At 62.0% G+C, this 23,339-nt stretch carries 19 protein-coding genes and 1 pseudogene; 5 read left to right on the forward strand and 15 right to left on the reverse strand.

All coding sequences use genetic code 11. The annotated features are described in order from the left end of the window. Positions 1-68 precede the first annotated feature (68 nt). The 15 genes and pseudogenes from DU505_RS03020 to DU505_RS03090 all read right to left on the reverse strand — a co-directional run bounded on the left by DU505_RS03020 (position 69) and on the right by DU505_RS03090 (position 18,185). A complete protein-coding gene (locus DU505_RS03020; RefSeq protein WP_245947754.1) occupies positions 69-1,454 on the reverse strand; it encodes a methyl-accepting chemotaxis protein in 1,386 nt (461 codons plus the stop codon). A gap of 145 nt (positions 1,455-1,599) precedes the next feature. Continuing rightward, a complete protein-coding gene (locus tag DU505_RS03025; protein WP_114477531.1) occupies positions 1,600-2,094 on the reverse strand; it encodes a chemotaxis protein CheW in 495 nt (164 codons plus the stop codon). Continuing rightward, positions 2,091-4,463 carry a chemotaxis protein CheW gene (locus tag DU505_RS03030; protein ID WP_220250359.1) on the reverse strand — a complete coding sequence of 791 codons (2,373 nt, stop codon included), beginning with the start codon at positions 4,461-4,463 and terminating at the stop codon, positions 2,091-2,093. Before DU505_RS03030 ends, DU505_RS03025 begins: the two co-directional genes overlap by 4 nt. Before the next feature lie 41 nt (positions 4,464-4,504). Then, positions 4,505-5,452: a flagellar motor protein MotB gene (motB, locus tag DU505_RS03035; protein ID WP_114477533.1), complete on the reverse strand. Its 948-nt coding sequence runs from the start codon at positions 5,450-5,452 to the stop codon at positions 4,505-4,507. After that, on the reverse strand, positions 5,449-6,321 hold the full coding sequence (gene motA / locus DU505_RS03040; protein ID WP_114477534.1) for a flagellar motor stator protein MotA: 873 nt from the start codon (positions 6,319-6,321) through the stop codon (positions 5,449-5,451). Before motA ends, motB begins: the two co-directional genes overlap by 4 nt. Positions 6,322-6,521: 200 nt before the next feature. Continuing rightward, positions 6,522-7,110, reverse strand: a pseudogene (gene flhC / locus DU505_RS03045) (flagellar transcriptional regulator FlhC). After that, a complete protein-coding gene (gene flhD, locus DU505_RS23015) occupies positions 7,107-7,742 on the reverse strand; it encodes a flagellar transcriptional regulator FlhD (protein ID WP_340148239.1) in 636 nt (211 codons plus the stop codon). The pseudogene flhC and the gene flhD overlap by 4 nt, the downstream one beginning before the upstream one ends. Positions 7,743-7,774: 32 nt before the next feature. Beyond that, positions 7,775-8,047, reverse strand: a complete 273-nt coding sequence (locus tag DU505_RS03055; protein WP_114477536.1) for an EscU/YscU/HrcU family type III secretion system export apparatus switch protein — start codon at positions 8,045-8,047, stop codon at positions 7,775-7,777. After that, positions 8,028-9,335, reverse strand: a complete 1,308-nt coding sequence (fliK, locus tag DU505_RS03060) for a flagellar hook-length control protein FliK (protein WP_114477537.1) — start codon at positions 9,333-9,335, stop codon at positions 8,028-8,030. Before fliK ends, DU505_RS03055 begins: the two co-directional genes overlap by 20 nt. Continuing rightward, the gene (locus DU505_RS03065) at positions 9,332-9,724 is read right to left on the reverse strand and encodes a flagellar protein FliT (protein ID WP_181872711.1); all 393 of its coding nucleotides are present in this window, start codon (positions 9,722-9,724) and stop codon (positions 9,332-9,334) included. Before DU505_RS03065 ends, fliK begins: the two co-directional genes overlap by 4 nt. A 1-nt stretch (position 9,725) precedes the next feature. Continuing rightward, the gene (gene fliS, locus DU505_RS03070) at positions 9,726-10,145 is read right to left on the reverse strand and encodes a flagellar export chaperone FliS (protein WP_114477539.1); all 420 of its coding nucleotides are present in this window, start codon (positions 10,143-10,145) and stop codon (positions 9,726-9,728) included. Between the two features lie 316 nt (positions 10,146-10,461). Beyond that, positions 10,462-12,141, reverse strand: coding sequence for a PilZ domain-containing protein (locus tag DU505_RS03075; RefSeq protein WP_114477540.1), 1,680 nt, complete (start codon positions 12,139-12,141; stop codon positions 10,462-10,464). Between the two features lie 146 nt (positions 12,142-12,287). After that, complete coding sequence (locus DU505_RS03080) at positions 12,288-16,316, reverse strand: EAL domain-containing protein (RefSeq protein WP_245947755.1); 4,029 nt, start codon at positions 16,314-16,316, stop codon at positions 12,288-12,290. Positions 16,317-16,612: 296 nt separating this feature from the next. Next, positions 16,613-17,836 carry a GGDEF domain-containing protein gene (locus DU505_RS03085; protein WP_114477541.1) on the reverse strand — a complete coding sequence of 408 codons (1,224 nt, stop codon included), beginning with the start codon at positions 17,834-17,836 and terminating at the stop codon, positions 16,613-16,615. A gap of 127 nt (positions 17,837-17,963) precedes the next feature. Beyond that, positions 17,964-18,185 carry a DUF2835 domain-containing protein gene (locus tag DU505_RS03090; RefSeq protein ID WP_114477542.1) on the reverse strand — a complete coding sequence of 74 codons (222 nt, stop codon included), beginning with the start codon at positions 18,183-18,185 and terminating at the stop codon, positions 17,964-17,966. A gap of 75 nt (positions 18,186-18,260) precedes the next feature. On the opposite strand from DU505_RS03090, the gene DU505_RS03095 reads away from it, so the two are divergent. The 5 genes from DU505_RS03095 to DU505_RS03115 all read left to right on the forward strand — a co-directional run bounded on the left by DU505_RS03095 (position 18,261) and on the right by DU505_RS03115 (position 23,286). Beyond that, positions 18,261-18,980 carry a putative metalloprotease CJM1_0395 family protein gene (locus DU505_RS03095; RefSeq protein WP_114477543.1) on the forward strand — a complete coding sequence of 240 codons (720 nt, stop codon included), beginning with the start codon at positions 18,261-18,263 and terminating at the stop codon, positions 18,978-18,980. A 359-nt stretch (positions 18,981-19,339) separates the two neighbouring features. Next, complete coding sequence (locus tag DU505_RS03100; RefSeq protein ID WP_114477544.1) at positions 19,340-20,428, forward strand: cyclase family protein; 1,089 nt, start codon at positions 19,340-19,342, stop codon at positions 20,426-20,428. 41 nt (positions 20,429-20,469) lie between these two features. Then, complete coding sequence (dctP, locus tag DU505_RS03105; RefSeq protein ID WP_114477545.1) at positions 20,470-21,447, forward strand: TRAP transporter substrate-binding protein DctP; 978 nt, start codon at positions 20,470-20,472, stop codon at positions 21,445-21,447. Beyond that, the gene (locus DU505_RS03110) at positions 21,440-21,970 is read left to right on the forward strand and encodes a TRAP transporter small permease (protein ID WP_114477546.1); all 531 of its coding nucleotides are present in this window, start codon (positions 21,440-21,442) and stop codon (positions 21,968-21,970) included. Before dctP ends, DU505_RS03110 begins: the two co-directional genes overlap by 8 nt. Beyond that, positions 21,967-23,286: a TRAP transporter large permease gene (locus tag DU505_RS03115; protein WP_245947756.1), complete on the forward strand. Its 1,320-nt coding sequence runs from the start codon at positions 21,967-21,969 to the stop codon at positions 23,284-23,286. Before DU505_RS03110 ends, DU505_RS03115 begins: the two co-directional genes overlap by 4 nt. Positions 23,287-23,339: the final 53 nt, after the last annotated feature.

Consider the following 23,339-nt stretch of genomic DNA (forward strand, 5'->3'; position numbering starts at 1 on the left):
TTGAGCGCTTGATTCATCAGGAGCGGCGGCGCGATGACGTGCCTCCACCGGTGTGGGAGCTTCCAGCCTCAGAACGAGGCCCACTCCTCTTCCTCGTTTCGAGAGGCGTCATGACGTGACGCACTGTTTCGAGACATTCCGGGCGACGATTCATGGCCGCTGCGTCGATTGGCAGGCAAAGGATCGTGCGTCGGTGGCGCCTGCAGCGACTTGCCAGCAACCTGCACCTTGCCTACACCCTGTTTCGCTGAGGCGCCTTCAGCCACCGCCTGCCCCGCCAAGCGGAATCGCAACACCGCCTCACGCAAGCGCCCGGCTTCCGCCTCCAGCTGCGTGGCCCCGGCTGCGGCATTCTGTACCAGCGTGGCATTCTGCTGGGTCACCTGATCCATCTGGGTGACGGCCTGGTTGACCTGGCCGATGCCGTTGCTCTGCTCCAGCGACGCCGAAGCAATCTCGTCCATGATGTCGCTGACACGCTGAACGGCGGCCACGATCTCGGCCATGGTCTGGCCGGCCTGATCGACGCGAGCGGTGCCCACGTCCACCTTCTCCCGCGAGGCGTGGATCAGGCCGCGAATCTCGCCAGCGGCTGAGGCGCTGCGTCCGGCAAGGCTACGTACCTCCTGGGCCACCACCGCGAAACCACGGCCGTGCTCACCGGCTCTGGCCGCCTCCACCGAGGCATTCAGCGCCAGTATGTTGGTCTGGAACGCAATGTTGTCGATCACACCGATGATGTCCGACATCTTGTGTGAGCTGTCGCTGATGTCGTGCATGGTCGACACCACATCACTGACCACATCACCACCCTGCGCGGCAGTGCGCGACGCCTCCGCCGCCAGCTGGCTGGCCTGGCGCGCATTGTCGGCATTCTGCTCCACGGTGGCAGCCAACTGCTCCATGCTGGATGCGGTCTCGGCCAGCGAAGCCGCCTGCTGCTCTGTCCGTGAGGAGAGCTCGCCGTTGCCTCGGGCAATGTCATGGGCGCCCTGATAGATGCCTTCGCTGCTGCTGCGCACGGTACCCACGGTGTCGGAGAGCCCGTCCTGCATGTGCTTGAGAGAGATGAACAGCCTGCCTATCTCATTGTTGCCACGGTTCTCCACCGGCTGGGAAAGGTCGCCCCGTGCCAGGCCTTCGAAATAGCCGACCAGCCGGGCCAGCGGCTGCAGCACATTGACCGTGATCCCCCACATGACAACCGCCATCACCAGCGCCGAACCAACCAGCACCGCGAGGATGGCCAACCGCATCCAGCCGGCCGCCACATCGAAGTACTGCAACAACAGGGCTCCCGATTCACCGGCATGGGGTGCCATCTCGGCAACCGCGGCATGGCCCTGCTGCAGGGCATACAGCCCCAGTACGCTGAGCACCACGATCATGCCACCGAAGAACAGCAGCACCAGGACCCAGCTGGCTCGGACAGTCAGGTTGTCGAGAAGCTTCACGTCATTCCCTCATGATCGGCAGGGCCAGGGCCCGTTTAGTGTTGGAGACAAGTAGCAGTGAGCGACAAACCAAAGCCTGGCCTGGCGCAGATCATCCACTGGGTTGACTATCGACCAGCAGTCAGAAAACTTGAGCCGAATCAAGTTATTCAGCCACGCGCTCGACCAGTTCCATCTCGTCGCTGGTCAGCAGCTTGTCGATATCCACGATCACCAGCATCCGGTCCTCTAGACTACCGAGCCCGCTGAGGAAGTCGGACGAGAGCGTCACCCCAAATTCCGGCGCTGGCTTGATCTGATCGGGCGATAGCGTCATCACGTCGGAAACGCCATCCACCACGATTCCCACCACTCGATCCTCGACATTGACCACGATCACCACGGTCTGGCCGCCATACTCCACCTTGTCGAGGTGGAACTTGATGCGCAGGTCGACGATGGGCACGATCACGCCGCGCAGATTGGTCACGCCCTTGATGAAGTCGGGCGCATTGGCAATGCGCGTGACGTTCTCGTAGCCGCGGATCTCCTGCACCTTGAGGATATCGACCGCGTACTCCTCCTCGCCCAGCGAGAACACCAGGAATTCACGGTTGTGGGCTTCGGCCGCAGTGATGGCTGCTTCGGTCGTCTGGTTCATGAGGAAGTCTCCAGCTCTTTGTCGGTTAAGGCTTCGAGAGATTGGTAGGTACGCTCGGGACGGCGCACCTCCTTCTTGGCACGGCTAAGGCGATGCAGGCCGGTGATGTCGAGGATCAAGGCCACGCTGCCGTCGCCCAGAATGGTGGCCGCCGACACTCCCGGCACCTTGCGGTAGTTGGTTTCCAGGTTCTTGACCACTACCTGCTGCTGACCGACCAGATCATCGACCAGCAGGGCATATCGACGCCCTTCGCCCTGTACGATGACCGCAATGGTCTCGGTCAGCTCCGTCTTGGCGCCGGGCACATCCAGGGCTTCATGGACAGCCACCACGGGCAGGTACTCGTCGCGCACCTTGAGCACGACATCGTCCCCTGCCATGGCATAGAGGTCCCCCTTGGACGGCTGCAGGGATTCGAGCACGGCCGACAGGGGAAGGATGAACATTTCGTCGCCCACCTTGATGGACATGCCATCGAGGATAGCCAGCGTCAGCGGCAGCACGATGCGAATCCGAGTCCCCTCGCCGGGCTTCGACATGATCTCGACATGGCCACCCATGCCCTGGATATTGCGCTTGACCACGTCCATGCCCACACCGCGGCCGGAGACGTCGGTAACCGCCTTGGCGGTGGAGAAGCCCGGCGCAAAGATAAGCTGCCAGACGTCGTCGTCGCTCATGGTGTCGGAGACGGGAAGGCCGTTCTCGCGCGCCTTGGCCAGCAGGCGGTCACGATTAAGGCCGGCGCCGTCATCCACCACCTCAATCAGAATGTTCCCCCCCTGATGCTGGGCCGACAGGGTAAGGCGCCCGGTACGGGGCTTGCCCGCGGCAACACGATCCTCCGGCAACTCGATACCGTGGTCCAGGCTGTTGCGGACAAGGTGCGTCAGCGGGTCTATGATTCGCTCGGTCAGGCTCTTGTCCAGCTCGGTGGACTCGCCCTCGGTGACCAGCTCGATCTCCTTGCCCAGCTTACCGGCGGTCTCTCGTACCACCCGGGGGAAGCGGCTGAAAACGAAGTCCATCGGAATCATGCGGATCGACATCACCGATTCCTGGAGATCCCTGGCATTGCGTTGCAGCAAGCTCATGCCGTTGAGCAGGGCGCTGTCGGCAACGGCATCCATGTCGCTCACCGTCTGATCCAGCATCGACTGGGTGATGATCAACTCGCCCACCAGATTGATGATCTGATCGACCTTGTCGACGGAAACGCGAATGGAAGAGGTCTCGGGCCCCTTTGCCTTGGACTTGCCTCGGGCGGGCTTTACGCCGTTATCGGTTGCCGCTTTCACCGGTGGTTTCTCGGCCGGCTCGGGGGTGGCAGCAGGCTTGGCGGTATTCGCCGCCGCGACCGGCGCTGCCCCTGTCTTTGCTGCCTCCGCAGGCGGCACAGCCTCACCTGCCTTGCTGATCTGGAGCTGATCGGGGTCGACGATGAAGCACATCACCGCCTCGATATCGTCGTCGCTGTCGCTGGAGGCAAGCACAACCTCGTAGCGCTGCTCGTCTCCCTGGTGGGAGATCACTTGACCAAGCTGACCCAGCTCCTCGACGAGCAGTTGGCGGTCCTTTTCGCCCACATTCAGCAACGTGATGACCCGCTGCCCCTCGCCGGCGACGAGAGGCGTATCGGCCGCTGACTCGGTCTGGCCGGTGACTGCGGGCCGTATCTGAAACTGATCGGCATCGATGATGAAGCACATCACGGCTTCGATATCGTCGTCGCTGTCGCTGGAGGCAAGCACAACCTCATAGCGTTGCTCGTCCCCCTGATGGGAGATCACGTCACCAAGCTGACCCAACTCCTCGACGAGCAGCTGGCGGTCCTTTTCGACCACATTAAGCAGCGTCACGATTCGCTGGTCGCCATCGGCAGACCTGACCGGCTCCGGCGGACTGGCAGGGGCAACCTCGGGAACGGGCGCGGGCTTCGGCGGCGGTGCCGCGGCACCGCCGCCATCCAGGTCCTGCCCGATCTCTTCGAGGGCCAGTTGCTGCAGGGTCTGGCAAATGCGTTCGAAGGCTTCCTGATCGGGCTCGTCGCCATTTCGGTAGGCGTCTAGCTGATCGCTGAGCATGTCCTTGGTTTCCAGAAAGGTATCGACGATATCCCGGCGCAGGGCGAGCTCTCCCTTGCGGGTATGGTCGAGCAGGTTTTCGAACAGATGGGTCGTTTTCTGCAACGCATCGAAGCCAAAGGTCCCCGCCCCGCCCTTGATCGAATGGGCGGCACGGAAGATGGCGTTGAGCTCTTCGGTATCCGGCTCGTCCACGTCAAGCTCCAGGAGGTAGCGTTCCATGTCGGCCAGAAGCTCTTCGGCTTCCTCGAAGAAAGTGTCATAGAAATCCGTGATATCCATGCGCATTACCACCTGGTGTCAGAATGTGTTCCAAGCCCCGATCACTGCGGGTTGAGCGAGCGACGCAGGCTTTCCGTAAATTGTTCCACTGGCGCCAGCTCCACCTCACCTTCCAGGCGCGAACTCATGGGACTGGGCACGCCAGGACCGTTGAGGATACTGGGCCTGCGGATGTACTCCGCCACTTCGGGCAGCAGAATCAAGAGTTCGATCCGGCGATTGTCGGCATCACGCGGATCCGTATCCGGCAGCGGCACGCGGTCGGCAAAACCGGATACCCGCAGCAGCTTATCCGAGTCGAAGCCGCCGGCCACCAGCTCACGTCGCGAGGCATTGGCCCGGTCGCCGGAAAGCTCCCAGTTGCTGTAGCCGCGATATCCGCCGGCAAAGGGCAGGTCGTCGGTATGCCCACCGATGCTCAAATAGTTTGGCAATTCGTTGAGCAGCGGTGCGATGGTGCGCAGCAGGTTTCGCATGTAGGGCTCGACGCGGTCGCTACCAATGTTGAACATGGGCCGCTGTTCGGTATCCAGCAATTGGATCCTTAACCCTTCGGGCGTCAGGTCGAAGCGCATCTGCTGGCGCAGTTCGCGCAGCTCCGGGTCCGCCTCGATCACGGCCTCGATGCGACGCTGCAGGTCCATGAAGAAACGACGCTGCTGATCGCTGGGCCGGGTCTGGCTGCGGGTATCGACCCGCGCCCGCTCACCATCGCTGTGCACCGGGTCGGGCCCGCCTCCCGGAATGACCTGGGTGCTGCCCGAGCGATCGCCACCACCGATGGCGCTGGTCAGCGGCGTACTGAAGTAATCCGCCACCCCCTGACGCTGCTCCTCGCTTGCCACAGACAGAATCCACATCACCAGGAAGAGCGCCATCAACGCGGTCATGAAGTCGGCAAGCGCGATCTTCCAGCTGCCACCGTGATGACCGTGGACTACTTTCTTGCGCCGAATGACGATCGGTCGCTTGTCGCCGGTGGCACTCATTCGCCTACCGCACCCGCCTTGGCGTTACGAACATATTCCTCCAGCTCGGTGAAGCCAGGACGCTCGGCGGTGTGCAGTGCCTTGCGGCCGAACTCCACGGCCAGCTGCGGCGCGTAGCCATGCAGGCTGGCCAACAGCGTGATGCGAATACACTGCAGCATCTTCTCGGCCTCCTTGATCTGTCGCTCGATACTGCTGGCGACCGGATTGATGAAGCCATAGCCCATCAGGATGCCGAGGAAGGTGCCGACCAGGGCGTGGGCGATCATCTGCCCCATCTGCTCAGGCCCCGCATCGGCATAGGTCAATGCCTTGACCACGCCCATGACCGCCGCGACGATGCCGAATGCCGGCATGGCGTCACCCACCTTGGCGATGGCATCGGCGGGTATATGGGCCTCCTGCTCGAAGGTTTCGATCTCGTGGAGCATCAGCTCATCGATCTCCATGGGATCCATGCCTCCGCTGACCATCAGGCGCAGGTAGTCGGTAAGGAAATCCATGATCATCGGATCGGCCAGAACCCGGGGATGCTCCTGGAACAGGGCACTCTCCTGGGGAGTGTCGATGTCCCTCTCGATGCCAAGCATGCCCTCTCGACGGATCTTGCTGAGCAGCTTGAACTGAACCGCGAGCAACTCCATGTACATCTCTTTGTTGTACTTGCGGGTGCGCTTGAGCTTGGGAATGATCTTGAAGGTCGCCTTGATCGCCTTGCCGTTGTTTGCCGCGATGAAAGCGCCCACACCCGCCCCGCCGATCATCAGCAGTTCGGTCGGCTGGTAGAGCGGACCGAGGAAGCCGCCAGCGAGCACGAAACCGCCGAAGACGCAGAGTATGACAACGAGATAGCCAAGCAGAATCAGCACAACCGATATCCTTAATAGGGACGCGACTTGTCGATATTTCAATGTATCGGCCAGGCCTGCCAGGACTTGAGGCCGGAGCCCAAAAAAGCACAAAAATGAACGAGAAAAACAACGCCGCCCCGGCACAGGGCCGGGGCGGCGAAGGGAGTCCAGTCAGGACCGGTTAGGGCTGGATGCCTAGCGGTCCCGAGGAGGCTGGGTCAGCTGGCGCAACGCGCAGCAGGCAGGTCAATGGCCACCGGCGCCAACTGGGCCGCCTCTCTTTCACGACGCTTGCGCGTCTTGCCTGCCCGCGATGGTGGCATGCAGATGCCGCAGACGTAGTCATGGTCGGGTGAGTGGGCATGGGCGACGAAATGGCCGCTGCATTGAGTACAGGCCGACAGTTGCAACAGGTCGCTCTCGAAGAACCGCACAAGAGTCCAGGCACGGGTTAGACCCAGCACCGGCTCGACCTGATCGATGCTCACCTGCTCGCTATACAGCCGATAGGCGGTAACGAAGGCCTGCATGCGCTCGCACTGCTGCTCCTTCCGCAAGCTGCGGAAGACGTTGTAAAACAGCGAAGCATGCACATTCGGCAACCAGGTGATGAACCAGTCGGTCGAGAAGGGCAGCATTCCCTTGGGGGGGGGACATGCCACGCACCTCCTTGAAAAGCCGTATCAGGCGTGCACGGCTCAGGTCGGTCTCGGTCTCCAGCACCTGCAGGCGCGCACCCAGCTCGATCAGCTCGATGGCCAACTGCACCTGCTGCATTTCGGTGACAAGGCTCTTCTGCTGTGTCATGCCTCTCCCCCCCGCGCAACGGATGCCGAACCACGCCCTGCCATCAGCAAAGAAGCGTGGAACTGCGACAATCCATTGTCACGGGGGTTTTCGACCACTTGACGCAACTGCTCGGCGCCATCGAGCCCGAAATGGCACAGCAACTGATTGGTGCGGGCCAGCCGGGTCAACTGGGCGGCACCCAGAGACAGCAGCAGGTCTGCGGTTTCGTCATCGAGCTTCAAGCGAAACATTGCCGCGGGGCGATCGTCGTTGAGCAGACGCTGGGCCAGCAGCAGATAGGCGAGATTGAGTTCCTGGATGTCATCCAGGTGATTCGTGGTCTTCATGTCGGTTCCCTGCACGCGATGACGCGTGTCCATATATTTTTTTATGGTCTTCGTAGAGTGCAGTGGCTGCCGATGAAGTGCATCAGCAAAAGCCGGAACAGCACCCATAAGGACGTGCTTTTCTACGGAACCTATTGTGAGGTTTTGAAACAGCGTTGCCAACCAGCCAAAAGCATTACGACGCAAATGATCGTGATGAAAAAAATCAGTCTCTGGCACTATTTTGTTAAGATGCTGGACAATAAAGCAAAAAAAGGCGGCCGAAGGGATTGACAAGCGAGAAAAAAAGATATGCATATACATTTAATAACATTTTTTTACTTATTTTAACTCTGTTACTGCGTGTCAGAGAGCTCATAGACCCACACCAACAGCTCGGCGATGGTCTGGTAGAGCATCGGCGGAATCCGCTCATCCAGGTCCAGGCCCATCAGCAGCGACACCAGTTCCGGCGCATCATGCACGTAGATCCCCTGCCGTTTCGCCTCGGCCAGGATACGATCGGCCATGTCGCCATACCCCTTCGCTAGGACCCGTGGCGCATCATCACCATCACGGTACGCCAGGGCAATCGCCTGACGACGTTTTTCAGGCCCCGGTTCCATCATCGGCTCCTTCCTTGTGCAAGAGCTGGGCATTGATCAGCACCGTCGTCAAGCCTGCGGCTCTCAACCGTTCTTCGAGCCTGGCGATACCCCGCTGCAGGATTGTCAGGGTGGCATCGTCGTGCGCCTTCAAGTCCAGCCTGACATCAGTGTCGCGAAGCCACATCCCCACGCGGATGTCGCCAAGGCTCGGTACCCTGAGCTGAAGTTCGGAGTGCCAGGTTTCCGGCTGTGCCTCGCCGTCATCGCCCGCCTGCCCCTCCTCGCCGTCCCGCCTGGCACCGGCGGGCAGCTGCACCATCAGTGCCATGAAAATCCCAGACCAGACATCCCCCTCCCAGCGGAGGATCGGTGTCGCCAGCATTTCCAACTGGTGTCTAACCACCCCCTGCAGGCTCTCGTGAACCGCCTCGCCACCCGCCGGCCGAGCACGGACCTGGCCATCGCCCGCCTCCCGTCCGGCGACAGCCTCGGCACCGACAGCCTGTCCCTGGGCAGTGTTACCGCGTCCGGTGGTCACCGTGTCACGCAGTGGCGCAGCCGAGCTATCCATGGCTCCCCCAGCTGGCAGCGGGCCACCGGCCGCCCCACCCGGCAGAAGCGCACCGGTAGCGGCATAGGTACCTGCCTGCGCCGCCTGCCCCTGAGCAAGCCCGCTGCCGGCAGCTAGCGGCCCGGAGGCAGCGGTGGACGCCAGGGTCCCCGGCGCCGCTGACCCGGTAGCACCACGAGCATCGGGTACCGTCGAAGCGGGCGCTGAGGAAGCCGGTGAAAAGCGCAGGGTTCGCCACATCTGCGGCTCCCGCTCCAACTGCTGGCGAGAGACTTCACCGCGATACCAACGGGACAGATGGGATTCGTAGAACAGGCCGCTGTCACGCACACCAGCTTGCAGTCGGCTCGCCAGCGTCGTCGCATTCGGCGCCTCGTTCAGATCCATCAGCGGCGACGTGGGGCTAAGCACCGAGGGGGGCGCCGGAAAGCGAACCAATAGATCGGCAATGGTTCGTGCCGAAGGACTGAAGTGGGTCTGGATAGAAGCCGCAGGACGGGAAGTATCCGCCTGCCCGGCCGGTGTCTCGCCGCGCTGCTGCGGTGAGTTGGTGCCGGGGAGAGGCGTGGCGGCGGGGCGACGCCCCTCAAGCCGCGAATCGCTGTGCAGCGCCCGGGGCCCCTCGCCGGGATCGACGGCACGAACCGGTTCGTTCAGGTCACGCGGCGGCGCCGTATCGACACGCTTGCCCAATACCTGATGGAGCAGCGTATCCAGCAGTGGCGTGATGCCACTCACGGGATTCCCTGGCCGAAGTGATCGGAGGGGCTCGCCACTGACGAAGCCTGCCTGCCGTAGCTACGATGCAGGTCACGCTGACGGCGCGAGCTGTCCAACAGCTGACCCAGCTCATCGCGACGCGCCATGAGTTGCTCGCGAATCGACAGGTCATCGACCAGGATCGACTCCAGCAGCTCTGCCTTGCGCGCCGCATCGGCATCGGCCAGCGGCACTTCAGCATCGAGCCGCCTGAGCCGTTCCGCCAGTTGCAGATAGTCGGCCTGCCGTTCGATCAGCGTTTCCCACTCACCGCCGTGCACCAGTTCGAGCATCGCTGCAACCTGCTTCTGCAGCTCAACGTAACCGGCGATCACCGCTTCCGGACCACCGGCATTGTTCATCGCCATATCAACCCTGCGCCCCGCCGCTGCCGATTTCCCGCCACGCGGAGGAAATGTCTTCCAACAACCGCTCGGCCTGGTCGAGGCTCTCCTCATCGTTATGCAGGTTCGCCGCCAGGAGAAGCCGGGAGATATATTCATATAGCGAGCCGAGGCGCTCGGCGATCTCACCGCCCTTCTCGGTATCCAGCGCCGCCAGGAGGCCATTGTTGACGATGTTCAGCGCCTTGGAAATGGACTTGCCCTTCTCCGCGACGTTACCGGACTGCATATGGATGCGGGCGGCACGCACCGCCCCCTGGGCACCGTCGAACAACATTACGATCAGTTGATGCGGGCTCGCCGACATCACACCGCTTTCCACACCGACCCGGGCATAGGCTCCGGCCCCGCGGCCATAGGCGGCGGCTCCTCGCATGGTACTCATGGCAGTCATTCTCCTGTTAGCTGATTGGTCTCGCGGCAATCGTGGCACGAGACCTACCAGGCCTGGACTTACGCTATGAAGCCAAGAACAAGTACTCCTTGCGCCCCAAGACGGACTCCGGCGAACACTTACGGATGCAGTAGTCGCACAGTACTTTTTTATCCCGACTATTCTGACAGGCCCCACGCCCGGGGTTCTGGCGAAAAGCCCGCAACCTTGGGGTTATTTCCCTGTATCGGCTTCATGCCGGATAACTTAAATGTCGGGCCGCGCCCGCAACCCCATACCCAGCGGGCGCAAAACGCCGATGCCCTGTTCAGGTCGAGACGGGAATCTCCTCGACAGGCTCGCCTAGCCGGGCGATCACATTGCCACGCAGCACCTCCCCCAGCGCCTCGCCCGGAGGCTCCACGGCGTGGGCCAGCTGCACCTGGAATGGCTTGCCCTGCTGGTCGAGCCGCTGAATCCACGCCAAATCCCCATTGGCAAAGCGCACCAGCGAACCGATCGGGCGCAATCCGAAACGCTGGATATAGCGCTTCACCCAGCGCGGGTCGAACTGCCCGGAATGAGTCAGCAAGTGCCGATACACGGCCTCGATTCGCCAGGCTGGGCGGTCGGGCCGGTCGCGCCGCATGGCGTCGACCACGTCTACGACTGCGCTCATGCGGGAGAGCTCCTGCAGCCGATCACCTTCATGCCCGCCCGGATAGCCGCTGCCGTCCAGGCGTTCATTGATCCCCTCCACCACCGCCTTGACCACCCCGGGGGAGAGCCATTGGCAACCGGACAGAGCATTCATCAGCAGCGGTACATGCGCCTGCAGCTGGGCGTAGCCCCCCGCCTCTAGCGAGGTGGCCGACAGCAGCGTGCCGGCCACCAGTCCTTTACCAAGGTCGTGCACCATGGCGCTTGCCGCCAGGGCCTTGCGAACGTCTCGCGGTACCGTACTGCCACTCGCCAGGGCCAGAATATGAACAGCCACCCCGAGCCCATGGCGAACCAGCCAGGGTTCGCGGCCTAGGCAGCGGGTGGCGAACTGCAGCGCTTCCATGTCCTCATCGGCCAGCATCAGCAGCATGTCGGCATGTCGGGAAAGCTGGATCGAGTCGATAACATCCCCCTGCTGCAACTCCAGTAGCTGGGCGTCCAGGTATCCGGCCACCCGTGCCAGGCGACGCGCCATGGGAGTGGGGTAGCTCAGCAGGTTACGGCGTCCCACCGGCGCCGAAGTGGCTGTCTGGCTCTGGAAGAGCATGGAAGGCAGGCGCCCCACATCCGCCTCTTCCGCATAGCGTGATGACTCCCGCTCTATCTCACGCACGAAAAACCAGAGCTTGCGCTCCTGCTCGGCATTGCAGCCCTCGAACCGAAACCCGACGCGTATCGTCTGACGATCGGCATCCGCCACGGTATGACAGGCAGTCGCCTTGATCGCGAAGCGTGTGCCATTGGGAAAACAGAGCTCGATCTCGATCGCTGACACCGAAGAGAGCAGCGACGCGGCTGAAGCCGGCAGTTCGAGCTGGCAGCCCTGCTGCGAGAGATCCTTGAGGTCGCCTTGAACGGTCGCCTCGCCATCGCCGCGAAGGATGGCACCAACCTCCATGCCCAGTCGTAGCCGGGCTCGAAACGCCTCCCGACGCTGCATCTCTTCCAGATAGAGGGGGTACTCGCAGTGGCACACCACCCTGCCGCCGAGGGTTTCGCTCTCCACCATCTTGAGCATCGGGGTGCGCACGATCTTGCCCTGGACCTGGCCCAGCAGACGAAACCCCACCCCACGCCTGAGTTCACCGCCGATCTCACGCACTGCGGTGATATCCATCAGCAGCGACTCCGCCGGAATCTGCTCCATGAGCACCACCGGGATCGGCGTACTGTCGGGCTTATCGAGCAGCAGCGATGCTCCCCCGGGCTGGATCAATGAATCCAACAGCGATTCGATGTCAGCCGGGCTGCCGACTCGTACAAAATCACCTTGCGCCTTCGTCATTCTTGCCTCTTATTCGATCCGGGCGATCCCGAGACTATGTCATTACGTCACTCGTTCGGCCTGCCAACACCGGGCCGAAGCCATATTCAGTCAACCTGATACGCGATATCCGCCCATGCTTGCCATTTACGTCTTCCCACCAGCTATCAATTCCTACCTACCCAATCCCTACCTATCAGCCGCAATCTATCGGAAGCGGCCGGTGGGTTCGGGCTATCGGGCGAAGCCTGGTGTTGCTCGATCATGTAACGCTTGAGACCATCCAGCGGCATGGGCCGGGCAAAGTAGAACCCCTGGAAGACGTCGCAACCGTGCTCGGCCAGGAAGTCACGCTGGTCACGCTCCTCGATCCCTTCCGCCACTACCTCGAGGCCCAGGTGGTGGGCCATGGAGATGATCCCCTGGACAATGGCGCTGTCATGGGGGTTGGTGGTGACATCGCGAATGAAGCTGCGATCGATCTTGATCTTGCCGATCGGCAGCTGCTTGAGGTAGCTCAGGCTGGAATAACCGGTGCCGAAGTCGTCGATGGAGACCTCGACCCCCATGTCGCGCAGCTTGTGCAGCGTGGCGATGGCGGTGGCCGTGTCATTCATCAGGATGCCCTCGGTCAACTCCAGTTCGAGATAATCAGGAGCGAGGCCGGTCTCCAGCAGGGCCTGCTGCAGGTTGGTCATGAAGTTGGGGCGGTGGAACTGCAGCGGTGAGAGGTTGACCGAAACCCGGTGGTGTCCGTAGCCCTGCACGGCCAGCAGGCACATGTCGCGACAGGCTCGCCTCAGTACCCACTCGCTGATCGGGCCGATCTGCCCGGTATCCTCGGCAAGCGGAATGAACAGCCCCGGAGAGAGGTAGCCCCTGACCGGGTGCTTCCATCGCACCAGGGCCTCGAAGCCCGCCACGCTGCCGTCGGCTGCATTCAGCAGCGGCTGGTAATGCAGCTCGAAATTCTCCGCCTCGATGGCTTCCTGCAGGTCGTTGCGCAACGCCATGCGGGAGCTCACCTCATCGTTGAGATCGCTGGTAAAGCATTCCCAGGCATTCCGCCCTTTCTGCTTGGCGCGATACATGGCCATGTCGGCCTGCTGGATCAGCTCCACCGGGTTCTCCAGCCCTTCGTAGAGGAAGGCGATTCCCACGCTGGCGCCGATATAGAGCTCTTGTTCAGCGATACGGAACGGCCGGCCGACGCAGGCCAGCAGCCGCTCGGTGAGCCTCAGGGCGGCCTCCTCCCGGCTCAGTTCCGGCAGCAGGATCACAAACTCATCACTGCCGAAGCGGGCCAGCGTATCGCCGGGATCCAGCTCATCGGCCAACCGCTGGGCGACCTGGACCAGCACCTGATCCCCCACCTCATGGCCCAGGCTGTCGTTGATCGGCTTGAAGTCATCCAGGTCGACGAACAGCACCGCCAGGTGCCTGCCGTGCCGCTGAGCCAGCTGCACATCATGCAGCAGGTGGTCCTCGAACAACGAGCGGTTGGCCAAGCCCGTCAAGGCATCGTGGCTGGCATGGAAGGAGAGCTTCGCCTCGTAGGCCTTGCGCTCGGAGATGTCGTGCTGCACGCCAACGAAGTGCGTCACCACGCCAGCCGTATCGCGCACTGGCGCCAGGTAGAGGTTGTTCCAGAAGGGCGAGCCATCCTTGCGGTAGTTGCACAGGGTGACGTTCACCTCCTCGCATTCGAGCAGGGCGCGACGAACCTGCTCAATGGCTTCCGGGTCGGTTTCACGGCCCTGCAGAAATCGACAGTTCCGCCCCAGCACCTCCTCCTTGGCGTAGCCCGTCATGCGCTCGAAGGCTTCGTTTGCATAGATGATCGGCAGGCCCGGCGTTTGAGCATCAGCGATGACCACGCCGTTGATGCTCGCCTCCACGCTACGTTGCAAAATACGCAGCTCGGTTTCATGCCGATAGCGCTCGGTCATGTCCTTGGCGATGCCGTAGAAGCCGATGACCCGCTCGTTGACGACAATAGGAAGGTTGGTCAGGTCGAGATGGACCATTGACCCATCCTGCCGCTTGAAGGCCAGCGAGTAGCGGAAGGCTTCGCCCTTGCCGGCGTCCTGGTAGAGCTGGGCGATTCGCGCCTGGTCGCTGGGCTCGAGCAGCTCGGCGAAGTGCAGGCCGGTCAGCCGCTCAAGCGGGTAGCCGGTTATCTCGCAGCAGGCGGCGTTGGCAGTGAGGAAATAGCCCTGCAGATCGAGCGAGAAGACGGCATCGGGGTGATAGGTGAACAATGAGCGGTAGCGCTGTTCGCTCTCGCGCAGGGCGCGTCGGTTCTGTTCGCGCTCCACTGCCAACGACACCAGCTCCGCCGACTCGATGATGCGACGACGATCGGCACGGGTCGGCTCCCCCGGCTCCCGAAAGTAGGTGCCGAAGGCGCCCAGCACGCGACCGTCACTGGCAATCACTGGATAGGACCAGCAGGCGCGCAGACCATAGTCGGCGGCCAGCCCATGGTAACCAGTCCAGCGCCGATCATTGGCAATATCGGCACAGACCACGAAGTCGCGGATATGGGCGGCACGGCCGCAGGCGCCGGATTCGGGCCCCACGCCGATGCCACGCACCGCTTCGCAATAGCGATCGGGCAAGCTGACCGAATAGACAGCATCCAGCACCGAGCCTTCATCATTGCAAAGCATGATGCTAGACAACGACCCGGGAGCCTGGGCTTCGACCATACGGCAGATGGCTTTGAGGGTCTCGGCTAGCGGTTGGTCGCGGGCGATCAGTGTCTGTACGCGCTGCTGGGCACGCAGGTGCCGCTGGGTTCTGGCCAAGGAGATCGAACGTCGGCGGTTCAGGCTTGCCATGCCCAGGCTGAAGGCCAGCAGGTAGCTGAGAATCAGGCCGCCGATCGCCACGTTCAGTGGCATCAGGCCGCCGATAGCCAACGGACCCGAAGCGGCGTCGTGCACACGTACTTCCAAGGTGGCCCCGCCCGGCAACATCAGCAGGCTCCGGTGCAGCTTCATGCCTCGCTCTCGCTGGGGGTCGTGATTGGCGGCCAAGAGGCTGTCATGGCGATGAAGCGAGAGCAGTTGCGGCGTGACGATTGAGCGCATTTCCTCCCCCAGCAGCCGTTCGAGATCAAGCACTCCCACTAGCTGGCCGCTGCGCATGCCGGGCAGCGGCACCGATACCAGGGCCAGTTCGGGGCGCAGCTCGTCAGGCAGCACCCACCGCGGGTAGCTGCCACCTACCGCCAGCCAATCCAGCAGCCAGGTATCTTCCTGTCGTATCCAGTGAGGTAACGACAGGTCGAGACTTCGATCACGCCCCCATTGAAAGCGCTCGCTCTCATCCTGCCAATAGAGGGACAGTAGGCTCGGCATATCGCGGAAGTAGCTATCGAACTCCGTATCGCGGATCGGCAGAGGTGGGCGGCCAGCATAGTAGGACCAGCGCTCAGCCATGCGCTGGAGCGTCTGTTGCTGCGTATCGACGGCACGTTCCGCGGTGACCTTGAAGTTGGTGAGCAGCTCCGCCGCATGACGATTCTTGGCCTCGTACTGCTGCCAGGTGAGTGCATACCAGGCAAGGCCGCTGGCCATCACCCCTCCCGCCAAGGCCAGTACCATGGCCCGACCCAGCACGGGCGGTGCAGAGGAGCGGCGACCAATGAGAATCATGGCCGTACCGCTCAGCAAAGCAGGTAACGCGGTAAAGGGCGTTGCAAACGCCGTGCCCCAAGGGCCGGGCATGATGCCACCCGACCAGATCATGCTAGACAGGCTGAGCCCACCCGCCACTACCACGACCAGGCCTGCTGTCATCCAGCTCATACGCGCCCTGGGCGACGCAGTGCCGGCCAACAAGCAGGCAGCTGTCGCCAACACAGCAATACTGGTGGAGAGGGCAATCGGCTCCCACCAGGCTATCAGCCGCTCCCCCCTCAATTCGGACAGCAGGGCCAACAGCGGTGCATGCAGCCCGAATGGCAGCAGCAACGCCCCGCAGAGCTGGGCCCAACGGGGGCGATCCAGCATGGTCGCAAGCAGGCCGCCGCCCACCAGCAGCATCAAGGGTAGGCTGGCCTTTGAGGGATGCAAGTCAACAGGTAGCTGCCAGTTCGCCAGACCGTTGAACACTCCCATGACCATGAGCAGAATCGGCACCAGAATCAGCAGGGTCTGTAGCGCTATCTGCTGAGAGTTATTGGGCATATCGCCCCCTGCTCGTGAATGTGTCCTGATAGCGGGGTTATCGGCAGCACGGCAAAATTCTTGAGGCCCTATCACAAATAGTCTTCTGCGTAGGGGAATCCTGGGCGACCATAAAGGCGGACGCTATAAGCGCCTCGTTCAAGAAAGCAGGTAAGACGCGGGAAAGAGAGGGAGAGAGGGAGAGAGGGAGAGAGGGAGAGAGGGAGAGAGGGAGAGAGGGAGAGAGGGAGAGAGGGAGAGAGGGAGAGAGGGAGAGAGGGAGAGAGGCAGAGAAGAAGGGAAAAAGCCCTCCCCTGTCAGGCCGGAAATGACTCTGCGGGCATGACACGATTGCGACCGGCATGCTTGGCGCGATAGAGCGCCTCGTCGGCACGCTTGGGCGCCTCCTGAGCGGGTTCGTCCTGCATCAACTGGGTCACACCAATGCTAGTCGTCACCGGAATACGACGTCGGTTACGGTCGAGAAATTCGAAAGCCTCCACGGCAAAGCGGATACGCTCCGCGATCTCCATCGCTCTCGCCTGGCCGCTGCCAAGCAGCAACACCACGAACTCCTCGCCACCATAGCGTGCCGTACAGTCGTGCTTGCGCGTCTGCCGGATCAGCACATCGGCGAACTGGCTCAACACACCATCCCCCACAGAGTGGCCAAAGGTGTCGTTGATTTGCTTGAAGTTATCCAGATCCAGCATCAGTAGCGAACAGGGTACGCTGCCAGCACTATCCAGCCCCTCGGTGTCGCGCTGCCAGGCCTGGATCTTGGCCAGGTGCACTTCCAAGGCACCGCGGTTGAACAGACCCGTCAGCGGATCATGGGTGGCCTGGCGATAGAGTCGCAGCAGCAGACTGAGCTGGAAATGATTGGCAGCCATGGCCACAGCCAGCAGACTCGACAGCAGCCAGAAGGCCTCCGCACCGTGTCCGGTCAACCAACTGCCGTCGACCACCTGGGAAAACACCTGCAGCGCCAGCAGGGCGATACCGGCGAACAGCGACTCCAGCAACGTGAATGGGAAGACGCTAAGCGATGCCACCAGCAGGAACGGAATGAACCCGTAACCCACCAAGTTGTGCAGCTCGCCCGGGGGCAACATGACCAACACCAGGGTATAAAACGCGGCGGGTAGCGCCAGTAGCATACCGGCACAGAACCGGATGCGGCGGATCCTCTCCTGACTGAACAGGGCCAGCAGCAGCACGGCCACCAGGCCCAGCATCAGAACCACCCGCCCGATCAGGGTGTACTTGAGCACCGCCGTGGGCAGCACCAGGGCGTCCACCACGATCCAAAGCGGCGAGAGAATAGCGAAGATAATCCCCAGGGCCAATACGCGACTTCGCAGATAGCGGGCATGGGCAAAGGCAAAATCGCGGGAGTGGTGGCGACTGCTCAAGGTATCGCGCAGCGAGCTGAAGCCGACAAAGAGCTCATGACCCGCCTCGGGCGGCTCGGCTAGCAGGTCGAGCCGGCGACTCCGGCGCTCGCTGTTCCTTGCTTCCTTCAGTTTACTGAAGACCATCCACTGACCTCAAATTGACAAGCCTTTAACAACGAGCAGCCCATGCCGCACGAACTGTGCCAAAGTGAGCCGAATTGTAACAGCGCTGAACGCTCGAAAATGTAACAGAGTTTGATCCAGGGCAAGACTAGGTGAGAGGTTCGATCGAGACAAACCTCCCCACATCGGAAAAGGTCAGCCTGAAGCAGCCATGCACCCCATCCCGGGTCACCACCCGGCGCAGCGCCTCGGCGGGAAAGATCACCTTCCTGCCATCCAGGCTGCGGGTATGCACCTGCCCGACCCGGCCCTCGTAATGGGCCAGGCAGGCATCATGGGAAAGCTCGATCACCACGTCGATGGTTGGCATGGTTCGTCAGGTTGCCGTCAACGCAAAAGTCGCCAATACTTTACCCCAATTCGGCCCGCCCTACGGACATTCACCATGCATGCATCCACTGTCATCGGCCCCGTGCCCTTCTCTTCCAGCAGTTGGCAGCCGGGCGCCGGCCTTGTCGGCAACGCCGACGCCGCACGGCGGGTTGGTGAACCAGCCAATGGCGAGGCGGCTGGCCGGGCTGCCGAGGATGCGACCCAAGGCAAGGTCGCAGAAGCGGAGGCCCCACAGAAGTCCAATGGTGAAAGGCTCAGCCAGGAAGAGCTGCGCCAGCTCGATCAGCTGAAGACCATCGACCGAGAAGTGCGCCAGCATGAGCTGGCCCACCAGGTCGCCGGCGGACAGTATACCGGTGCGGTCAGCTACCAGTTCGAGCGCGGCCCTGACGGCCAGCGCTATGCCGTGGCCGGCGAGGTGCCCATTGACTACGGCCCCGTCCCCGGCGATCCCCGCGCCACCATCGGCAAGATGCAGCAGGTGATCAGCGCCGCCCTCGCACCGGCCGATCCATCGCCCAAGGACCACCAGATTGCCGCCCAGGCCCGCCAGCACCTGCTTACTGCTACGCTGGAATTAGCCCAGCAGGCCAGCGCGCGACACAGTGCCGAGCGCCCCGAGCCCAATACCTCGGAAGCCACAGCCAGCTCGCAAGCGAGCGGCAGCGGCACGCTCGAATCCAGCAAGATCTCCCTTTCCAACTATGACATCATCGCCCGCGCCGCTATCGGCAGCGGCACCAGCACCGGCAAACTGAGTGGGAAGGCGTAAGCGCCCCCGTCTAAGAGAATCGCTGTTCGAGTACTCGGTTCGGCGCTCCAGGTTTCCATCGCGACTGGCGCCTGTCCATCTTGCATCCACACATCTTAACCTCTGCGTATTCCCGCCTTCAGACCTCAGCCCTGCGCCGATGCTAGCGTTTGCGGCCCTAATGCCCTTCCTGAACACCACCTGAACGCCCCCTGAACGACCATCATACTCATTTTTCATTAGCGCACGAAGTTTCAAACCTGAAACTTCAACCTTGAAATATATTTCATTTCTACCTAGGCTGATTTTCAGCCCTGCCGCCAAGCGAGCAGTGCTTATCACAATGTGTTGGTAATTCAGCAAGCAAGGGAACAACGACAATGACATCCCGCTTGATACTGCTGCCCACTGTCGCGTGCATAGCAGCCTTGAACGTTGCAACGGCCCTGGCGGCCCCGCCAGGAGAACACCAAGCCCACCTGGAGAGCATCCAGCAGACACCTGTGCCACCCTGGCCCCGCGGCGATGAAGCCGGCATGGGTAATACCCAGAGTTCGGGTACATGGCAGCGCTGCGCCTTCCACCTCATGCAGCCCGGGGCACAGGCGTACGAGCTAGCTTACCCACGCACTGCGACAATGCCGCAGTCGCCGTTTGCCGAACCCGAGTCCTATCGCTTCGACCCCTCCAGTGGCATTCCAGGCACTCGCCACGGCTTCAATACCGAGTCGATCAACGGAAATATCGGTGGTCAAGGCACCCAACTGGACGGGCTGGGCCATTTCGCCCACCTCTCCGAGCCCTGGAGCGGTGAAGGGGAATTTCCCGCCGAGGACCTGCGTTACTACGGCGGGTTCTCCCAGGACGACGTCAAGCCTACTCCGGATGCACCGCTCGAAAGGCTTGGCCTCGAGAACCTTCCGCCGATCGTTTCCTCTGCCGTGCTGCTGGATGCCGCGGCATACCTTAACGACGGTGAGGCCCTTGCGGCCGGCGACCTGGTCACCCGCGACGACATCCAGGGCATGATCGAGGCCCAGGGACTCGCATGGCGTGGCCTGCTGCCCGGCGATGTGCTCTACATCCACACCGGCTGGGGCAACCTATGGGAGGCAGGAGACGAGCGCTACTACGCTCAGGGACCAGGCCTTGCCTACGACACCATGGCGTGGCTGGAAGAGCAGGCTGTCGTGCTGGTCGCCCTGGATAACCCCTTCACCGATCCTGCTCCGGAAGGCATGTTGACGGGCGAGGCAATACCCGAAGGCGTGCCGGATGGCCTGCCCTTCGCCATCCATCACCACAACCTGACGCAGTCGGGCATCTACCAGATCCAGAACGCGCGGCTGGCAGATCTGGCGGCTGATCAGGTCTGGACTTCCTGCACCATGATCCTTCCCACCCTGACGAAGGGAGCAGCCCAGGCGCCGGTCAGGCCCGTTGCCATCGGCACTCCGGCGCAACCCTGAGAATCACGAACCCCGTCACGACAATAACAAGGGAGTACAACATGAACCGCAATATCCACTGGACCACCACCATCGGTGCCGCCCTGGTCTCCCTGGGGCTGGTAACCCAGGCTGCCGCCGACACGGCGACACTGAGAACCGTCAGCGCCTTCAACTCCGGCACTGCCATTCCGCATACCTTCGAGATGTTTCTCGAAGAGATTCAGAACGATCCGGATGCACCGATCGAGATCAACTTCATCGGCGGCCCTGAAACCATGCCGCCCTTCCAGATAGGCAATGCGGTAAGCAACGGCGTGGTCGACATGGCCTTCGTCACCTCGGCGTTCTACACCAGTTCCCTGCCGGCAGCCCACGCCCTGAACCTGACGCGCTACTCCCCCGAGGAACTGCGGGAAACGGGCCGTTTCGAGCAGCTGCAAGAGATGTGGCGCGAGCAGATGAACGTGCACTACCTGGCCTATACCAACTACGGCAATCGCTACCACCTGTATCTCAACGAGCCCATCAGCGGCCCCGAACTCAACGGGCTGCGCATGCGTATCACGCCGGTATACCGCGCCTTCGTCGAAGCCATGGGCGGCGAAGCGGCCCAGACCCCGCCTGGCGAAGTCTATACCGCGCTGGAGCGAGGCACGGTTGACGGCTACGGCTGGCCGGTCCAGGGCATCTTCGATCTCGGCTGGCAGGAGCATACCCGCTACCGCGTCGACCCCGGCTTCTACCACGTGGAAGTCGGCGTATTGGTCAACCAGAACACCTGGGACAACCTGACCGACGAGCAACGTGACTATCTCACCGACAAGGCGATCTGGCTGGAAGAGCTCAATGGTCTCAATGAGGAAATCAACATTGAGGAGGAGCGCCGTCAGGCCGAAGCGGGTATCGAGGTGATCGAATTCGAGGGCGAGGACCGGGAGCGCTTCCTCGAGACGGCCTACGAAGTGCAGTGGGAACGGCTGGCTCAGGAGCATGCTGAAAATACTGAGCGGCTGAGAGAGATTCTGGACAGTGAATGACACAGCACTCGCCGATGACAAGGCCGCGCGCTCACCCCTACAGAAGACGTACCATTACGTGATGCAAGCCTGCGGCCTGGCCGCAGGTGTCATCATCGGTGTCGTGTCGATCGTCATCGTTCTCAATGTCATGAGCCGAAACCTGGGTTTCGGCTCGATCTACGGCACAGTGGAAGGCAGCGAATATGCCATTGCCGCCGCCACTTTTCTTGCCGCCCCCTGGGTGCTCTATCACGGCGCCCACGTACGGGTTGACCTGCTGCAGCAGGCGCTGCCGCGGCCCTATCGGAATTTCCTGGAAATGGGCATCAACCTGCTCGGCGCGCTGATCAGCCTATGCTTCGGCTATTTCCTTCTGGCAACCGGCACCGACTACCTGAGCCGAGGAACCATGGTCTACAAGTCGTTCGTGTTCCCCGAATGGTGGACCTTCCTGCTCCCCGTCTTGTGCTTTGCCCTGCTGACTCTCGAATTCCTGCGCCGCCTGTGGCGCCTCATGCTGCCGCGGCGAGAGGTGACATGATGGAATGGCATTCTGCTCTGTTGCTGCTGATAGGCGGACTCATCCTGCTCATGGCGTTGGGCCTGCCGGTCGTTTTCGCCTTCATCGCGATCAACCTCGTCGGGGCCTTCGTTTTCATGGGCGGCGAGATGGGCATCATGCAGATGGCACGCAACAGCGCCGAGGCCATCACCAGCTTTTCCCTGATCCCCATCCCCCTTTTCGTGCTCATGGGTGAAATCCTGTTTCACACCGGTCTTGCCTACAAGGCGATCACCGCCATCGAGCGGTTGATCAAGCGTGTACCCGGCCGCCTGAGTATCGTCTCGGTACTTGGCGGCACGGCCTTCGCCACGCTCTCCGGGTCAAGCATTGCCAACACCGCCATGATGGGTAGCTCACTGCTCCCCGATATGCTCAAGCGTGGCTACCACCCCTCCATCGCCATGGGGCCCATCATGGCAGTGGGCGGCATCGCCATGCTGATTCCCCCTTCGGCGCTGGCGGTCACCTTGGGAAGCCTGGCCGGCATCTCCATCGGACAGCTGCTGATAGGCGGCATCATTCCTGGCATGCTCATGGGCGTCGCCGTACTCCTGTACGTGATGATCCGCTGTGCGAGAAATCCCGACCTGGCTCCGGCCGACGACGTGGATACCAGCCTGACCACATGGCAGCGCTGGCAACCTTTCTGTGTCTATGTACTGCCGCTGAGCGGCATCTTCGTGGCCGTGGTGGGCAGCCTGCTGACCGGCTGGGCCGAGCCCACGGAATCTGCCGCTTTCGGCGCCGTCGCCGCCACGTTTGCCGCGCTTTGCTATCGCTGCCTGAGCCTGGACTCACTGGTCACGTCGCTGATGGAGACAGCCAAGGTCTCGGTCATGATCCTCTTCGTGCTGGTTGCCTCCACCACCTTCTCACAACTGCTCTCATTCTCCGGTGCCACAAGCGGGCTTCTGCAAGTGGTGACGGGCTGGGAACTGACGCCGCTGATGGTCGTACTCGGCATGCTGCTGGTACTGCTGGTGCTGGGCTGCTTTGCCGACCAGATCAGCATGATCATGATCACCCTGCCGTTCTTCATGCCACTCGTCTCGACCCTGGGCATCGACCCGATCTGGATCGGCGTGCTGTTCCTGGTTGCCATGGAGATCAGTTTCCTGACACCGCCCTTCGGGCTGCTGTTGATCGTGATGCAAGGTGTGGCGCCGCCCGGAATCCGGCTGACCCAGGTATACCAGGCGGCACTGCCTTTCCTGATCCTGCAATTACTGGTTCTGGCGCTGGTCGTTGCACTGCCCTGGCTGGCGACCGGCCTGCCCGACATGATGCGCTGAAACCGCTAAACACCACTCACGCCCTGGGCTGAAAACCCACGCGACGAGGCAAT

This window comes from Billgrantia montanilacus (genome assembly GCF_003336675.1).
GTDB classification, from domain to species: Bacteria; Pseudomonadota; Gammaproteobacteria; order Pseudomonadales; family Halomonadaceae; genus Halomonas; species Halomonas montanilacus.

Excerpts from the sequence above, each read along its gene's own strand:
- dctP (WP_114477545.1), top strand. The coding sequence starts at position 20,470 with ATGAACCGCAATATCCACTGGACCACCACCATCGGTGCCGCCCTGGTC.
- DU505_RS03080 (WP_245947755.1), bottom strand. The coding sequence starts at position 16,316 with ATGCCCAATAACTCTCAGCAGATAGCGCTACAGACCCTGCTGATTCTG.
- DU505_RS03055 (WP_114477536.1), bottom strand. The coding sequence starts at position 8,047 with ATGATGGAACCGGGGCCTGAAAAACGTCGTCAGGCGATTGCCCTGGCG.
- DU505_RS03065 (WP_181872711.1), bottom strand. The coding sequence starts at position 9,724 with ATGGCGATGAACAATGCCGGTGGTCCGGAAGCGGTGATCGCCGGTTAC.
- fliS (WP_114477539.1), bottom strand. The coding sequence starts at position 10,145 with ATGAGTACCATGCGAGGAGCCGCCGCCTATGGCCGCGGGGCCGGAGCC.
- DU505_RS03085 (WP_114477541.1), bottom strand. The coding sequence starts at position 17,836 with ATGGTCTTCAGTAAACTGAAGGAAGCAAGGAACAGCGAGCGCCGGAGT.
- DU505_RS03090 (WP_114477542.1), bottom strand. The coding sequence starts at position 18,185 with ATGCCAACCATCGACGTGGTGATCGAGCTTTCCCATGATGCCTGCCTG.
- motB (WP_114477533.1), bottom strand. The coding sequence starts at position 5,452 with ATGAGTGCCACCGGCGACAAGCGACCGATCGTCATTCGGCGCAAGAAA.
- DU505_RS03030 (WP_220250359.1), bottom strand. The coding sequence starts at position 4,463 with ATGGATATCACGGATTTCTATGACACTTTCTTCGAGGAAGCCGAAGAG.
- DU505_RS03025 (WP_114477531.1), bottom strand. The coding sequence starts at position 2,094 with ATGAACCAGACGACCGAAGCAGCCATCACTGCGGCCGAAGCCCACAAC.
- DU505_RS03075 (WP_114477540.1), bottom strand. The coding sequence starts at position 12,141 with ATGACGAAGGCGCAAGGTGATTTTGTACGAGTCGGCAGCCCGGCTGAC.
- DU505_RS03100 (WP_114477544.1), top strand. The coding sequence starts at position 19,340 with ATGACATCCCGCTTGATACTGCTGCCCACTGTCGCGTGCATAGCAGCC.
- DU505_RS03115 (WP_245947756.1), top strand. The coding sequence starts at position 21,967 with ATGATGGAATGGCATTCTGCTCTGTTGCTGCTGATAGGCGGACTCATC.
- flhD (WP_340148239.1), bottom strand. The coding sequence starts at position 7,742 with ATGTATATGCATATCTTTTTTTCTCGCTTGTCAATCCCTTCGGCCGCC.
- DU505_RS03095 (WP_114477543.1), top strand. The coding sequence starts at position 18,261 with ATGCATGCATCCACTGTCATCGGCCCCGTGCCCTTCTCTTCCAGCAGT.